The organism is Segatella copri (assembly GCF_009495355.1).
Lineage (GTDB): Bacteria > Bacteroidota > Bacteroidia > Bacteroidales > Bacteroidaceae > Prevotella.
Genome location: NZ_VZAD01000069.1, coordinates 41,415 through 56,307 on the forward strand (window position 1 = coordinate 41,415; position 14,893 = coordinate 56,307).

Annotated in this window: 13 protein-coding genes; 3 read left to right on the forward strand and 10 right to left on the reverse strand. The window is 42.1% G+C overall.

Going from position 1 to position 14,893, the window contains the following annotated elements; all coding sequences use genetic code 11:
* Positions 1–66: 66 nt before the first annotated feature.
* Both F7D20_RS09140 and F7D20_RS09145 read left to right on the forward strand, forming a co-directional pair.
* On the forward strand, positions 67–2,421 hold the full coding sequence (locus tag F7D20_RS09140) for a glycoside hydrolase family 95 protein (protein ID WP_158463778.1): 2,355 nt from the start codon (positions 67–69) through the stop codon (positions 2,419–2,421).
* Positions 2,422–2,462: 41 nt separating this feature from the next.
* A complete protein-coding gene (locus F7D20_RS09145; protein WP_158463779.1) occupies positions 2,463–3,395 on the forward strand; it encodes an alpha-L-rhamnosidase N-terminal domain-containing protein in 933 nt (310 codons plus the stop codon).
* Here F7D20_RS09145 and F7D20_RS09150 read toward each other — a convergent pair.
* The 3 genes from F7D20_RS09150 to gpmI all read right to left on the reverse strand — a co-directional run bounded on the left by F7D20_RS09150 (position 3,392) and on the right by gpmI (position 6,356).
* On the reverse strand, positions 3,392–4,015 hold the full coding sequence (locus F7D20_RS09150; protein WP_158463780.1) for a DUF3109 family protein: 624 nt from the start codon (positions 4,013–4,015) through the stop codon (positions 3,392–3,394). The two genes, F7D20_RS09145 and F7D20_RS09150, sit on opposite strands and share 4 nt — an antisense overlap.
* A gap of 48 nt (positions 4,016–4,063) precedes the next feature.
* Positions 4,064–4,729: a uracil-DNA glycosylase gene (ung, locus tag F7D20_RS09155; protein ID WP_158463781.1), complete on the reverse strand. Its 666-nt coding sequence runs from the start codon at positions 4,727–4,729 to the stop codon at positions 4,064–4,066.
* 103 nt (positions 4,730–4,832) lie between these two features.
* Complete coding sequence (gpmI, locus tag F7D20_RS09160) at positions 4,833–6,356, reverse strand: 2,3-bisphosphoglycerate-independent phosphoglycerate mutase (RefSeq protein WP_158463782.1); 1,524 nt, start codon at positions 6,354–6,356, stop codon at positions 4,833–4,835.
* Positions 6,357–6,492: 136 nt separating this feature from the next.
* Here gpmI and F7D20_RS09165 point away from each other — a divergent pair, with 136 nt between their 5' ends.
* Positions 6,493–7,434, forward strand: a complete 942-nt coding sequence (locus F7D20_RS09165; protein WP_158463783.1) for an acyltransferase family protein — start codon at positions 6,493–6,495, stop codon at positions 7,432–7,434.
* Between the two features lie 34 nt (positions 7,435–7,468).
* Here F7D20_RS09165 and F7D20_RS09170 read toward each other — a convergent pair whose 3' ends face one another.
* The 7 genes from F7D20_RS09170 to F7D20_RS09200 form a co-directional block, all read right to left on the reverse strand.
* Positions 7,469–8,248 carry a hypothetical protein gene (locus tag F7D20_RS09170; RefSeq protein ID WP_228114158.1) on the reverse strand — a complete coding sequence of 260 codons (780 nt, stop codon included), beginning with the start codon at positions 8,246–8,248 and terminating at the stop codon, positions 7,469–7,471.
* Positions 8,249–8,252: 4 nt separating this feature from the next.
* Positions 8,253–9,581: a C10 family peptidase gene (locus F7D20_RS09175; RefSeq protein WP_158463785.1), complete on the reverse strand. Its 1,329-nt coding sequence runs from the start codon at positions 9,579–9,581 to the stop codon at positions 8,253–8,255.
* A 5-nt stretch (positions 9,582–9,586) separates the two neighbouring features.
* The gene (locus F7D20_RS09180) at positions 9,587–10,810 is read right to left on the reverse strand and encodes a DUF7689 domain-containing protein (protein ID WP_158463786.1); all 1,224 of its coding nucleotides are present in this window, start codon (positions 10,808–10,810) and stop codon (positions 9,587–9,589) included.
* Between the two features lie 20 nt (positions 10,811–10,830).
* Positions 10,831–12,096 carry a hypothetical protein gene (locus F7D20_RS09185; RefSeq protein ID WP_158463787.1) on the reverse strand — a complete coding sequence of 422 codons (1,266 nt, stop codon included), beginning with the start codon at positions 12,094–12,096 and terminating at the stop codon, positions 10,831–10,833.
* Entirely contained in the window at positions 12,093–12,938 is an 846-nt protein-coding gene (locus F7D20_RS09190; protein ID WP_158463788.1) for a hypothetical protein, read from the reverse strand. The genes F7D20_RS09185 and F7D20_RS09190 overlap by 4 nt, the downstream gene beginning before the upstream one ends.
* Positions 12,939–12,961: 23 nt before the next feature.
* Positions 12,962–13,318, reverse strand: coding sequence for a hypothetical protein (locus tag F7D20_RS09195; protein WP_158463789.1), 357 nt, complete (start codon positions 13,316–13,318; stop codon positions 12,962–12,964).
* 143 nt (positions 13,319–13,461) lie between these two features.
* Positions 13,462–14,796, reverse strand: a complete 1,335-nt coding sequence (locus F7D20_RS09200) for a hypothetical protein (RefSeq protein ID WP_158463790.1) — start codon at positions 14,794–14,796, stop codon at positions 13,462–13,464.
* Positions 14,797–14,893: the final 97 nt, after the last annotated feature.

A 14,893-nucleotide genomic window follows, 5' to 3' on the forward strand; every position in this document is an offset into this window, starting at 1 on the left:
CCATTTATACCAGGGCGGACTTCTTATCAAGAATGTCCGCCCTTTTAGTACTTAAATCCCAAAACCATGAGAAAGTTTGTTTTCTCAGCGCTACTCTTAGCCAACAGTTTACCAGAACTTGCACAGGACAAGTTGCCATTCAACTTATGGTACACCAAGCCTGCAACAGTCTTCGAAGAGTCCTTGCCTATAGGCAACGGCAAGTTGGGAGCCCTCATATATGGAGGCGCCAACAACGATTCTATTTACCTCAACGACATCACCCTGTGGACGGGGAAACCTGTTGACAGGCAGGAAGGAGGCGAAGCCTACAAGTGGATTCCTAAGATAAGGGAAGCACTCTTCAGAGAAGATTACAAGGCTGCCGACTCACTTCAGCTGCATGTACAAGGGCACAATTCGGAGTATTATCAGCCTCTTGCCATCATCAACATCAAGGACCAGAACCCAGGACAAGCCACCCAGTACTACCGTCAGCTCAGTCTCGACAGCGCCATAGCCACACTTCGCTATAGCCGTGAAGGGGTTAGCTACACAAGGGAGTACTTCGCATCACATCCAGATAAAGTGATAGCCATCAGGCTCACCGCATCACAGAAACAAGCCATCAACTGCGACATCTCGCTTACATCGCTTATCCCTCATCAGGTAAAAGCTTCAAGCAACCAGCTCACACTTACCGGTCATGCCATAGGAGAGCCAGAGAACAGCACGCATTTCTGCTCCATACTGAGCATACGAAACACAGATGGAAGTATCACGCCTACCGACTCTACCCTGCACCTACAGGGCGTGAGCGAGGCCATCATATGCTTCGTAAACGAGACCAGCTATAATGGTTTCGACAAGCATCCCGTGACCGAAGGAACTCCATATATAGAAAAGGTGGCAGATGACGCCTGGCATCTGGTCAACTATACTTATCCCGAACTACGCCAACGTCATGTAAACGACTACAAACAATTTTTCGACCGCACCCGTTTCATACTGAAAGGAGCCCGATACGACACTCAGCGCAACACGGAGCAACAACTCCTCGACTATACAAAGAAGCAGGAACAAAACCCATATCTCGAGATGCTCTATTTTCAGTTTGGCAGATACCTGCTCATCAGTTGCTCACGCACTCCGGGTGTTCCTGCCAACCTGCAAGGCCTGTGGGCACCAGCCCGTCTGTCGCCATGGCGAGGCAACTATACCACCAACATCAATCTGGAAGAGAACTACTGGCCTGCAGAAGTAGCCAACCTCTCAGAACTCACCATGCCTGTAGAAGGACTGGTAAAAGCCCTTGCCGTAACAGGAAAGTACACCGCCAAGCATTTTTATGGTATAGAGGAAGGCTGGTGTGCCGGACATAATACTGATGCATGGGCCATGAGTAATCCTGTAGGCACCAAAAAGGGAAGCCCCAAGTGGAGCAACTGGAACATGGGTGGAGCCTGGCTCGTACAGACTCTTTGGGATCACTATGACTACACACGCGATCTCGACTTCCTGCGCCAGACAGCTTACCCACTGATGAAAGGTGCTTCCGACTTCATGCTGAAGTGGCTTATCGACAACCCCAAGAAACCGGGCGAACTCATCACAGCCCCTTCCACCTCACCCGAGGCACAATATATAACAGACAAAGGCTACAAGGGAAGCACCCTATATGGAGGAACTGCCGATCTTGCCATCATTCACGAGCTCTTCAGGAATACCATCAAGGGAGCAAAGGCACTCAATACCGACCTTGCATATCAGGCTACTCTGCAAGATGCCATCAATCGTTTGCATCCTTATCAGATAGGCAAGAGGGGTAATCTGCAAGAATGGTACTACGACTGGGACGACCGGGATTGGCAACATCGCCATCAGTCTCATCTCTTAGGTCTGTATCCTTTCAACCATATCACATTAGTCAAGACTCCTGAAATTGCTGCAGCCGCATCCAAATCGTTGGAGATCAAGGGCGACAACTCTACTGGTTGGAGTACAGGATGGCGCATCTGTCTGTGGGCTCGTCTGCACAGAGCCGACAAGTCGTACGCCATTCTGCGCAAACTGCTCAACTATGTCAGTCCCAACACGTTAAAGAACCATTCTTCCGGAGGCACTTACCCCAACCTCTTTGATGCTCACCCACCCTTCCAGATTGATGGAAACTTTGGTGGAACTGCTGGTATCTGTGAGATGCTGATGCAGTGTGATGGCGACACGATGGAACTGCTGCCATCACTCCCTGAAGTATGGAATACTGGCGAGATAAACGGTATCAAGGCGCGTGGCAACTACAAGATCGACCTCAGTTGGAAGAATCGGAAGGTTGCCAAAGCCAAGATTACCAGCCATCAGGCTGGCGTGCTCACCGTTTGCTACAACGGCAAGCAGAAAAAACTGCATTTCAAGGCTGGTGAGACCAAGACGGTCAAATAAAAGGCTGCGACCAAGTGACGATAATAATAACTTTCAAATAAATGATACGCAAAATCATTTGTATCATATTCTCCATCCTCTGGGTACTGAACTCGCATAGTCAAGAGTTCGGTACCCACTGGATTTCTTATCCCTTTCCCGACGACAGCACCGAGGTGATGTTCCGCCATACTTATATCACCAAGCACCGTCCCCAACAGGCATATATCACCTTTGCCAGTATGGGCAGCTGCAAGGTATATATCAACGAGAGAAATGTATCGAGAGAAGTCTACTACAAAAACACGACTCCGCAGGGAATCCTTCTGCATACCTACGATGTGACTCGTTATCTGCGACCAGACTCCAATACCATAGCCGTATGGTATGCGCCATGCCCTCAGGCTACAGCATATTCACAGAATGCTGCCAGCAAACAACTAACATTGGATTATTATGGAACAAGCCATAACGGCTCGGCGTTCTATCAACAAGCCGACGAATCCTGGAGCTGCAGCCTGTCTGAAGGCAACCGGATAACGCAAGACAGCATAGGAAACACCATAGAGGTTTTCGACAACAGACAATATGACAACAACTGGAAAGCCTCCGACTTCTTCTTCCAAGAATCCGAAAAGCCCGTGCACAGACTTTTGAAAGAGACCAAGGGCATCTACACCACACTACCCACTTACCCTGCCTATGTCAACAGGCTAAGATATGTATTGTCGCCTATTGCCGAATACGAAGATTCTTTAGGCCTCCACTACGACTTCGGCCGTTTCTTCCAAGGCTCCGTACGCATCACACTGCGCGAGGCCAAGAAGGGAGAAAAACTTGAGATAAACGGACTGGTATATATCTGCAGTGGCGAAATGGACGAACAAGCCTTCCGCCGTCTCAGCACGAGCCGGCAAAAATCCATCACCATCAAGGGCGACCGCCATTTCCGCAAGAGTCAGATACAGAAAATAGAAGGATTGGAAATCTACTAATAGCCCAACTCACGGGCTACAGCACACAGTTCGTCATACCACTCTTGTCCAAATCGTTTGACAAGAGGGCCTTCAAGGAACTTATATACGGGCAGGTTCAACTCCTCGCCCTTCTTCACGGCTGCCTTACAGATCTTCCATTTGTTATAGTTCAAACCATACACCCCGTTGCCAAAGTGTTTGGCACGAATGGGATACAAGGCACATGAGATGGGTTTCATGAACTTAGACTTTCCCTCACGATAGGCACGCTCCAAGGCACAAAGACAGCAGTTCTGTATGGTGTGTCCGTCGCTCATGTCTTTCAGGTCCTGATAGCAGGTAAATACGCAGTCCTTGCCATTAACGATGCTCGTCACCAAGTCGCCTTCTATATCCGTATACGCCACACCCTGCTTATCTATGACAGCCTGTGCCGAAGCCGACAGGTCTTCCCAAACGACATCGAGCATATTCTCTATCTCCATAATCTCGTCGAGACTTACAGGAGCACCGGCATCGCCTTCGATACAGCACTCTCCCTTGCAGGCATCAAGGTCGCAACAGAATTTTTCAGTAATAATATTAGGTGATACCAGCACATCACCCACCTGAAGAATACGCAGTTCGTCTTTGTTCATAAATGTTTCCTGTATATATAAATATGTATAACCTCTTTTCTGCTGCCTCTACCATTGTATCGGTTCTATCCCATTCTGTCTGAGATATTCGTTACTGCGGGAGAAATGATGATTACCAAACCATCCGCCGCGGTTGGCAGATAATGGCGAAGGATGCACGCTCTGCAATATCAGATGGCGCGAAGAGTCGATGAGTGAAGCCTTGCTGCGGGCATAGCCTCCCCAAAGAATAAATACCAGATGCTCCTTGTCCCTGCTGAGAGCCTTGATAGCAGCATCCGTAAACTGTTCCCATCCCTTGCGCTGATGGCTCGCAGCCTGATGGGCTCTAACTGTCAGGGTGGCATTGAGCAATAACACTCCCTGTTTGGCCCAGCGGGTCAAATCACCTGTAGCAGGCATCGGAATACCAAGATCCATCTGTATTTCCTTAAAGATATTCATCAACGATGGTGGAAAAGTGACTCCTTCGGGTACAGAGAAACTCAGTCCCATAGCCTGTCCTGGCTCATGGTAAGGATCCTGACCGATAATCACCACCTTTACATCATCAAAAGGGCAAAGATTGAAGGCATTGAATATCAGGCGTCCGGGAGGATAACAAGGCGTATGCAGATATTCCTCTCGTACAAAGTTGCTGAGATCGACAAAATACTGCTTCTCGAACTCGTCACCTATGTGCTGTCTCCAGCTGTCTTCTATCTTTACGTTCATGCTTAATATAAATTTAAAAGTATCTTAAGATACTTGTGCAAGTATCTTATATTACTTGGTCAAGTATCTTAGGATACTTTTTATAGGTATATAAAATCGTATTTTACTTATTGTCAGAAATCAAGTTCTCACCTGTCATGTCAGCAGGCTGCTCCAAGCCCATGATATGGAGGATAGAAGGAGCCACGTCGGCCAGACGACCATCCTTAACAGTAGCTGAGTTGTTGTCTGTTACATAGATGAATGGCACTGGGTTCAGCGAGTGGGCGGTGTTTGGAGTACCGTCAGCATTGATGGCATGATCAGCATTTCCATGGTCAGCGATGATGATAGCCTCATAATCGTTGGCCTTAGCTGCCTCGATAACATCCTTTACGCAGTTGTCTACAGCATGAACAGCCTTGGCAATAGCATTGTAGATACCGGTGTGGCCTACCATATCACCATTGGCGAAGTTGACAACGATGAAGTCATACTCCTGTGTATTGATGGCACCCACCAACTTGTCCTTCACCTCGTAAGCGCTCATTTCTGGCTTCAAGTCGTAGGTAGCAACCTTTGGAGAAGGCACGAGGATACGGTCCTCACCCTCATAAGGTGTCTCACGGCCACCATTGAAGAAGAATGTCACGTGTGCATACTTCTCTGTCTCAGCTGTATGGAGCTGCTTCTTGCCCTGCTTGCTCAGGTACTCACCAAGAGTATCCATTACATTTTCCTTAGGGAAGAGGATGTGTACACCCTTGAAGCTTGCATCGTATGGAGTCATGCAGTAGTACTGCAGATCCTTGATGGTGTGCATGCCTTCCTCTGGCATATCCTGCTGAGTCAACACCTGGGTCAGCTCCTTGGCACGGTCGTTACGGTAGTTGATGAAGATAATGACATCACCTTCCTGTATGGTGCCGTCAACGGTAGAGTTGCAGATTGGCTTGATGAACTCGTCGGTCACGTCCTCATCGTAGCTTTCCTGCATAGCCTTTACCATATCGTCTGCCTGCTTGCCCTTGCCCTCTACGAGCAGGTCGTAAGCCTCTTTCACACGGTTCCAGCGTTTGTCACGGTCCATAGCATAGAAACGACCTACGATGCTTGCGATATGAGCATCGTTCTTCTCGCAACAAGCCTGAACCTGCTCGATGAAGCCCTTACCGCTCTTTGGGTCGGTATCACGGCCGTCCATGAAACAGTGAACGTATGTATTCTTCAAACCATATTCCTTAGAAATCTCAATCAACTTGTAGAGGTGGTTGAGAGAAGAGTGCACGCCGCCAGTAGAGGTAAGACCCATCAGGTGGAGCTTCTTGCCTGTCTTCTGAGCATAGCTGTAAGCGTTGATGATTTCCTGATTCTTCAGAATATCACCGCTTTCGCAAGCCTTGTTGATCTTAACGAGGTCCTGATATACCACACGACCTGCGCCGATATTGAGGTGACCTACCTCTGAGTTACCCATCTGTCCTTCAGGCAAGCCTACGTTTTCACCGCAAGCCTGGAGCTGAGAGTGTGCTGAAACTGCTGTCAAATAATCCAGGTAAGGAGTTGGCGTATTATAGATTACGTCACCCTTGCCATGCTGTCCGATTCCCCATCCATCGAGAATCATCAAAAGAGCTTTTTTTGCCATAATTACATTAAAGATATAAAAATTCGAATTCTGCGTGCAAAGTTAAGCAATTTCACCGAAACGGCAAAGCAAGGCTCATGAAAAATAATAAAAAAAGACTTGTTGCGTTATATCTTCAGAACAATGTCGTTTATCAATGAAGAATAGAATCGTACAATTAGACTTTCTGAAGTGTGTGTTCATCCTGCACGTCATCATGATACACTTGGTTTATTTGGGACAGACCTACCCATGGCTCAAGGAGTTCTTTCTGCTCTATACTACGCCTGTCTTCTTTGTCATCTCGGGTTTCCTGGCTCATGTCGACAAGCCATTTTCCGAATTCTGCCAAAAGGTGAAATGGTGGCTTGTGCCCTACATTGTCATGGAGGGCCTCTACATCATCCTGGCTTCGATACTGCCCATCAATGAGCATATCGACAGGCTCGACAGGCTCGTCTTTCTGCGCAAACTTGCCATGGAGCCACTGGGGCCATACTGGTACATCCACAATCTCATCATCAGCTATGTGGCCTATTATGCCGTTTCATGGCTTTACCGCAACAAGATCAAGATAGGAGCCCTGCTGCTCACGGTTGCCTTCATCGGTATTTTTGTGGTTTGGTTGGACATCATCTCCTGGCATTGCTGCATCTTCTTCACCATTGGTGTGGGCATCAAGCTCCTTCGCGTGCCATTCCTGAGTGTCTTCCGCCCGTCATTGTTTGCCATCATCGTCACCATCGTGGGCATTACTTCCTGGCAGAGTTCTTATCCTGCCCTGGTCCGCAGCCTGTGGCTCACCTACGTGATGACAGTATTCTGGCTGACGGTATATAGATTCATGCCCCAACTCTTCAGGAAAGGAGCGTTCGTCATCGGAAAGAACACCCTCCCCATCCTGTTGTTCTCGCCGGCTTTCACCATCATCACCAAGTTCTTTGTGCCTTTGTTCACTTTCGATCCTACGGTCATCCTCTTCACAATAACAGCTGTGGCCTTCACCGTCTGCGGTTGTTTGCTGACGGCAAAGGCCATGGATTATCTCAGGATTTCTCCTTATTTCTGCGGAAAGGATCATTTTTTCTGTCGCAAGTAGCTCTTATGAGCATGCACAGGACAGGCGAAAGCATCTAAATAATCATTCGAAAGCTTACTACTTTATACGACAGCACCACTCGTTTCACTTTGTCCTGTCCAAACTTCTGTTGATAGTAATCCGTCAAGTCACAAGTAAAAGTTCCATACTTCGTAGGTTCTCCACCAGAAGGTCGTCTCACTTCATCCAGCGAGAAAGTAAAGGCCTGCTTCTTATCCATGTCAGGCCAAGCATAGAACTTGTATTCAGTATCTCCTTTTGCATAATCCACATAAAAGTCCCTTAATTCATCACGATTGCTGGAATAACTCATATTCCATCTTCCTTTACTACCATAACCGAAATAAACATCATCATTTACCTTCAGTAGCGGAAGAACTTGCGACTCATACATATCAGCACGTATAATCTCCTTCAAATCAGAAGCGCAATCTATTTTTTCGATTCGGTCTGTTATTCTCCAGAAGTCTATAGCCTCTGTCTTTACCACAACAGTAATAGAAACCTTTTCTTCACCTCTCATTAATTTGACACGAGTACGACCAATCTTCTTGGGTACAATGATATGATTACCAGTTTCTTGATTCACTTGCAACTCTGCCACACCATCATTCTCATTAGAAATACTGCACGATGCATCCAAGGTTCGCCCAACAGCATCCTCCAAAGAATACTCCTCATCTGCGTCCAAGAAACAATCCAACAAATAGCCGCTCCGCTCGAAATAAGGCGCATCATCGTCCTTACAGCTTGTCAACAACACGCTTATTATTACTACAAACAACAAACTCACTTTACAAAAACACTGCTTCATCACTTTATTTCTTTTTAATGTTTGCATGTATATTTAACAATCTATCTAATTTCACCCCAGGTAAATCAAACTTGATTCCAGCATCTTCTAAAAGATAATAACCATCATAAGAACCATTCCACCCCCAATTATTATGAACATAAAAAGCGTGTTCTTTATATGATTCAAAATTGAAATTTGCAATCATATAACCATCAATAATCCAAGAATGACATACTTCTTCAACCTCATTTTCAAGCCCTACAGCATTTGCTTCGACAAGACTGCCATTATTTATAGAATTATATATACTATTCCAATTGAAAGGAGTCAATTTATCACATTGCATACCAACTTGTCCCAATACAACTTCGATAGCATTAATATTTGTTGAGGTCGCATCGCATTCATGTTTTGCCTCCGCTTTATCACCAATCCACTTCATCAAAAAACCAATTTGATTTTTTAATTGCCTGCTTGCCGATCTATCTATGCATGTTTGCTTTTTAAGCATTTTCCAATCTACCAATTGACCATTTATACTAAGTTTTGGCTCATAATATGCAAGTGCTTGAGCTATTGCAACTACACCACATCCAGCAGGACACCTGTAATCGTAAGCTGCATTAGTACATCCTTTTTGCTCCAACTTGCAATTATATGGATAACCTTGTCCCCATTTAACAGATAGCTCTGGAAACTTTGTGTTAGACCTTTCAAACTGCCATCCTTGATCTTCCATTTCCCAAATTTCATAAATTTCCAATTTTTCTGATCGAGTTTGCATTACGCTCTTCTTTTTTGCAGTATTCGCCAAAGAGTCCTTTATTGTATTAAAGAAGTATGCTTGTTTTAAGCAAGCATGAATACTGGCTTCTTTCAGCAAAGAAATAATTTGATATTGCTCATAGGTCTTTTCTGAAGTAGCATTAGGAACAAAAGCGAGAATTCTTGCCGTCCTTATGTCTCCAGAAACCAAAGCATAGCCATGCTTGTCATCTTTGTCCATTTGGACATAATATATCGGAATAGAGTCTTGCTTTTGATTTTCAGAACATCTTGAAAGTCCACCCAAACAAACATTCTGCTTAGAAATAATCTTCAAATCAAGTTTTCCCTCTGTACTTCTTGAAGGTTTAGGCGAAGCTAATTCACTGAACTTTTCCACAGACTTTAAGACTGCAGACTCAGACAGCTGGTAGTTATCTAACAAACTCACTTGTTCCCAATATGTCAAGGTATCGACAGATGCTGACGGAGTTTGCGGATCAACACAGAGATTTTCAGGATTAGAACATGCAGCCATGCTCATAAGGAGCATAGCTGCTATTACATTATAAACCACTTGTTTCATAGTCGTTATTTTATCAATTTCACAGAAGAGGCTTTACCATTAACAACCAAAGTACATACATTCACTCCAGACGCTAAAGGTAACACATCAATCTCATACACATATTTTCCCTTTTTCATTAACTGAGAGTTTAGCAACATCAAACTACTGTTTGTCGTTACATTTTGGAATTGAAGAGAAACAACAGCATCCTTTGCGAGGTTGACTTTTAAGTTTCTACCTTCTAAAACTATGAAATTTCCATCAAAATCTTGGGCGACATTAGCCTTGGTGTATTCTTCTTCAAGAATACTCTTCACATATCGCTTTGTAAAATATTCTATTGTAGGACAGATATACTTTCCATCTTCTGTATATTGATTTTTAAACCAATCGTCCTTAATAGAATCCATTTTGGCAGCATAATAAGGGGCAACCATTTCACAGAGGAGCACAGAAGCCAAATCTTGTTCATCCTCATACTCATTTGTATTAACAAATATTTTGTCACAAAGGAAGGACATGTTTTTCTTCCAATGTTTTCTTCCTTGTTGTACCAACTTTTGGAATTCTTGACCAGAAAAGATTGCATTATCCTCACCGAAGTTATCGGCAAGTGTATAATCAGCCACCCAATCACTATACATTTTTTCGAAGTCTTTATCTAAGACTAATCTACCAAAGCCATCAAGCTCTTCCTTTTCCGATGCCGAAAGTTCAACTTTTCTATCTATAGATAATCCCTCTTTAATAGACTGTTCCATAGTACAAACCGTAGGAAGAGCCAATTTGGTTAGCGTATTATGTTTGAATTTCAAAGGACTCTGAACCTCATAGTAACTATAATAAGTTTTACCATATTCAGAACCATAAAGAGATTTTTCGGTATGGGTAATTCTGCCCCAAGTACCGATTTTACTTTCACAGTCAAAACCATGAAGTTGATCATTTGCCTTATTCATAACTGCAAAATGCGTAATGCCCGTCATGGTACTATCTTTAGAATATACAATAATACTTCTTGCTCCACCACCATTTCTTGTGTAGGTAGGAGCGTTCTGATAACGAGCAGGATTGTTGCCGAAATAATCATCCCAAGAATTCCAGACATAAGGTGATCCTTTAGAAGAATTACCTATCCAGATTTTTCTATCTGTAATACCACCAGCCCATGCTGCGGAGTTGTATTTCGAGTCATCATCTGCCATCAAAATCGCATCTCCAGATTTCAGATTAGAGAATTTGTCCATATACTTAGACGGTGCATCCTTTAGACCGGCGCATACACATCACATTTTCCAAAACAAATCCACCAAGCACTCGTAGTAGTTACCAAAACCTTCCAATTGGGAACACCCCTTCTAAATGTGATTTTCTTTCGGGAGCCATCCAGCCAACCATAATCCGCAGGTGGATAATAGGTATATGGTTCGCTATTATACATCATTCGATCACCATCAATAAGGAACAACTGAGACGAAGCTGATGTCTTATTGGTAAAGAAATTCAATATTCCTGTTGTTCTAACAGGTGCATCTATCAGATATCCTGAAATTGGTACATTCTCATTCAGCAATGCACCATTACAATACACGTTCACAAGCCCTTGTCTTGGCATATATTGAGATGCGTAGTCACTCTGTTTGGCACGAATAACCAAATAGTATTCACCTGCAGGAAGTGTGGCTTCTATCTTTGAATGATAACCAATAAAATCATCATTAGTCCAGGAATAGTGATAAGGATCATCTATCTTATACAAATACATATACGTATCTACATCGTAATAGTCCTCACTCTCAACAGGAGTAGTGTGGATTTCCATCTTCTCTTTAGAAGTCACCGAAATCTTTCTGTGATAAGTATATACAGTTGGGACATTCTGCCAAACTGTTGCATTTGCATTACCAACAATTTTACCTTCAATTGGGGTTACTTCCCAGCTTTCTTTTGTTTTTTCTGTGACCGCATCTTTCGCTGCCAATGCTTTACAAGCATTATATGGAGCGTTTGTAGTGATCAAAGAAGATTTGTCTAAAGTCAACTGTACAGCATCAATTTCAGGATAAAATGGAGCAGAGGAAGAAAATACTATTTCATTACTTCCTTTATTCAAAGACACTTTTTCTTTTCCTTTTATCCCAATAATTTCCCAGTCTGCTTCTGTATTATTCAACTTACCTTGATACATTCCATTTACATATACAGAAATTTTCTGAAACTTATCTTTTTGTACGTAAGTAGACAATGTGTTAGCAAGAAGGTAATAGTCACCACTTTGTTCTACTTCCACTTTGAATGTTGTCTTTAAAACAGCAACAGAAGACTCATTACTCATGCTTCTGCTCTTTACGGAATATGGGACAATACCTCTACTACTAACAGGATTAACAAATACGGTCAAGTTACCTATCATTTGCTTGGGACATGCAGAACTTTGCACAGAAAATGTTTCCTTATTTTGCCCATAAGAGAAACATGTCATTAACGACAATAATATAAACAATATTTTCCTCATGACTTCTTTTTTTATCATTTAGTGACTTTGGCCTCAATCCATGAACCATCCCAACACTTTGCTCTGCAAAGTATCAAACTATTAGTCCACAAAGTATACTTAACAAATCCACTGTCAGATGTAACTTTTTGTTTAATCATATTACCTTTTCCTGCCAGCCCACCTTTGCTTGACCGATAAGCAACGCCACTATCAGCTCTTATTTGGATATTCCATTCCAATGTCATATCTGTATTTGCATCTTGGAATGCTTGATTAGTATTTTCTCTTGACCAGGCCTTAACCCTTACACCGCAACTCGATGTTATTCCTTTACTTGTCCAAAAAGAAGTTTGAACTTGAGTTAATCCATCAAGAGAAGTACGAGTTGGAACAGGAGCTATAATATCTTGAACAACAATAATTGGCTCTCCTGTATACACAAATATCAATCCTTCTGTTACCTGATATCTGTAAGGTGAGACTTCTTTCAAACTACTCAAGTTATCTATCAACTCCGCATCCTTATCATAGAAAGAACGTAACATATCATACTTGGATGCCTCTATCTCAAATACACCATTACCCGAAGCACAATATTTATATATCGTGTCACCTACCTGAAACTCCAAGTCTTTATTCAACAACTTACCTACATCTGTATATTCTTTGAACTGCCCAACAACATCATTGGAGGCAGAAGCACTTGGAAAAGCCAACTCTACAGATGTCGGAGAAGCCAGATATGCTTCAAAAGCATTTTTGTCCGCAAAATAGATTCTGTCTGACTGAGGTTGACTACTCCGTAAGTCGTCGGTATCAGAACAAGATACCAACACAACAGCAAAAACTGCCATCAAAAGTGATAATAATTTCTTCATAACAATCTGATAATTTATTAATACTACTGATTAAAATAACCGATCCATACAATATCGCTAAAGCTAATTTGGAGAGCTTTGGCTAATTGAGGTTGCGGAATATCACACTCGCTTGCAAAAATAGTCTCTTCATCGAGAACATTTCCAAATTCATCCAGGAATGTAACATACGCCCCCACATAAGCATTTTGAAAATACACAAAGCCGCCATCGTAATAAACCTGCAAAGGCCTTACGTTTGGTGCCTTGTGACGTTTTCGGTAATTACCAGGTTTATTTTCACAAGTGACAACAAGCTCCAAATTGACTTTTTCTTGTTGTTTAGCATGCATACCTAATACAAATATGCACATCATAAAGATTAAACTCACTTTTTTCATACGCAAAAAAATAATGGTGCAAAAGTATGAAAAAACGAGAATTATCACCTAAAAAAAATATTCACAAATATTTCACAACTTATAACTACCTCGCAAACAAAGCATTACAAGTTTTATCTTGTATAGTTGTGAAATATTTCACATTAGACGGAACGAATAAACATATCCAATTCTTCTGCTTTTCCTTCTTTCTGAAACAACTTTTTATATAGTCGTTTTCTTGACATAGTTATTGTAGATGGTTCTCGATGAACGAGTACTGCAATATCAGCCAAAGAAAGTTCTATCTTTAACAGTAAGCATATTTGGTATTCTAAATCAGATAGCTTACAAATTCTATAAAGCTTCAACTTAAAGTCTATAAAATAATCATTAACAGCCTTATCGAGTTTATCCCACTCTTCTTGTGTCACATTTTGTCCAGCTCTTATCTTCCCTAAAAACAACGCATATATTTCCGACTCCTTTATTCGTGTCAATGCTTTTTTGTTGTTAAGAACTTGCAATGTGCTTTTATCCAAAAGATGTTGTAATTCTTCCATTTGCCTTTGCTGCTTTTCTTTGGCATATTTATTTTTCGTATAATACACATAAAACAAGATGACCAGTAGAAATGCAGATAATCCCAATATAATTAATAGAAGCTTATGATACTCATTCTCACTCTTCAACCTTGTATTTTCTTTTACTCTTTGTGTATAATCATAAAGAGACTGGCATTTGGAAACAGCCTCTGTTTTGGTAATCTTTTCTATAGAATCACTATAGTTTAGAAACTGACGCCATACTTTCAACTTATTTTTGTCTGCTTTTTGTTCTAACATCATTTCTAATTTTATACGATAGGCATCACATTTTGCATATACCTCTCCATACTTTTCTATTTTCTCTATGTAGTAATTGACGGAATCAGGCATATTGCGCAACATATAATATTTCATCGCAACGCAATACACACCGCTCCTATCTTCAGGCTCAACATCATTAATCATAGGGTAAATGTATTTGGCTACAGAATCAACATTACAAAAACGAGAGTCCAAATAAATTCCCACCAAACTTGACATTGCATTATTTGCCATTTTTGAATTATTTATTTTCAAAGAAAGCTGTAAAGCTCTATGGCTATAAAAAATCGCACTATCCAATTTCTCTGTACTTGAATAAGAATAGCCCAAATCTCGCAAGTCATAAATCATTCCCTCTACATCATTTCTTAAAGAATCAACGAAATAAGACTCTTTAAAATGTTGAACTGCAGACATATAATTGCCTTGATAAAGCATGACATAACCAATTTGCGCATGTGTAATTCCCCACAGGCGCAAATATTCATCGGCTGTAATGTTATCCAAGACCTTATGATAATAATCCAATGCTTGTGGTGAGTCGTGTAAATCAAAATAGGTAGAACCTGCCAAGTAATATATTTCAGGCAACATTTTCTTATCCCCCTCGCCCTCATAATAAGATATCATTTGGTTCAAATTTGTCAAATTAGAATGAGGGATGTAAGCTTTGGAAGGCACTGAAAAAGGTACCCAATTTTAAGTGCAGAGCATATTTTTGAACTTT

What these genes read in the sequence shown, in the direction of transcription:
- F7D20_RS09140 (WP_158463778.1), top strand. Translation starts at nt 67, where the DNA reads ATGAGAAAGTTTGTTTTCTCAGCGCTACTCTTAGCCAACAGTTTACCA.
- F7D20_RS09145 (WP_158463779.1), top strand. Translation starts at nt 2,463, where the DNA reads ATGATACGCAAAATCATTTGTATCATATTCTCCATCCTCTGGGTACTG.
- F7D20_RS09150 (WP_158463780.1), bottom strand. Translation starts at nt 4,015, where the DNA reads ATGAACAAAGACGAACTGCGTATTCTTCAGGTGGGTGATGTGCTGGTA.
- ung (WP_158463781.1), bottom strand. Translation starts at nt 4,729, where the DNA reads ATGAACGTAAAGATAGAAGACAGCTGGAGACAGCACATAGGTGACGAG.
- gpmI (WP_158463782.1), bottom strand. Translation starts at nt 6,356, where the DNA reads ATGGCAAAAAAAGCTCTTTTGATGATTCTCGATGGATGGGGAATCGGA.
- F7D20_RS09165 (WP_158463783.1), top strand. Translation starts at nt 6,493, where the DNA reads ATGAAGAATAGAATCGTACAATTAGACTTTCTGAAGTGTGTGTTCATC.
- F7D20_RS09170 (WP_228114158.1), bottom strand. Translation starts at nt 8,248, where the DNA reads ATGAAGCAGTGTTTTTGTAAAGTGAGTTTGTTGTTTGTAGTAATAATA.
- F7D20_RS09175 (WP_158463785.1), bottom strand. Translation starts at nt 9,581, where the DNA reads ATGAAACAAGTGGTTTATAATGTAATAGCAGCTATGCTCCTTATGAGC.
- F7D20_RS09180 (WP_158463786.1), bottom strand. Translation starts at nt 10,810, where the DNA reads ATGGACAAATTCTCTAATCTGAAATCTGGAGATGCGATTTTGATGGCA.
- F7D20_RS09185 (WP_158463787.1), bottom strand. Translation starts at nt 12,096, where the DNA reads ATGATAAAAAAAGAAGTCATGAGGAAAATATTGTTTATATTATTGTCG.
- F7D20_RS09190 (WP_158463788.1), bottom strand. Translation starts at nt 12,938, where the DNA reads ATGAAGAAATTATTATCACTTTTGATGGCAGTTTTTGCTGTTGTGTTG.
- F7D20_RS09195 (WP_158463789.1), bottom strand. Translation starts at nt 13,318, where the DNA reads ATGAAAAAAGTGAGTTTAATCTTTATGATGTGCATATTTGTATTAGGT.
- F7D20_RS09200 (WP_158463790.1), bottom strand. Translation starts at nt 14,796, where the DNA reads ATGATATCTTATTATGAGGGCGAGGGGGATAAGAAAATGTTGCCTGAA.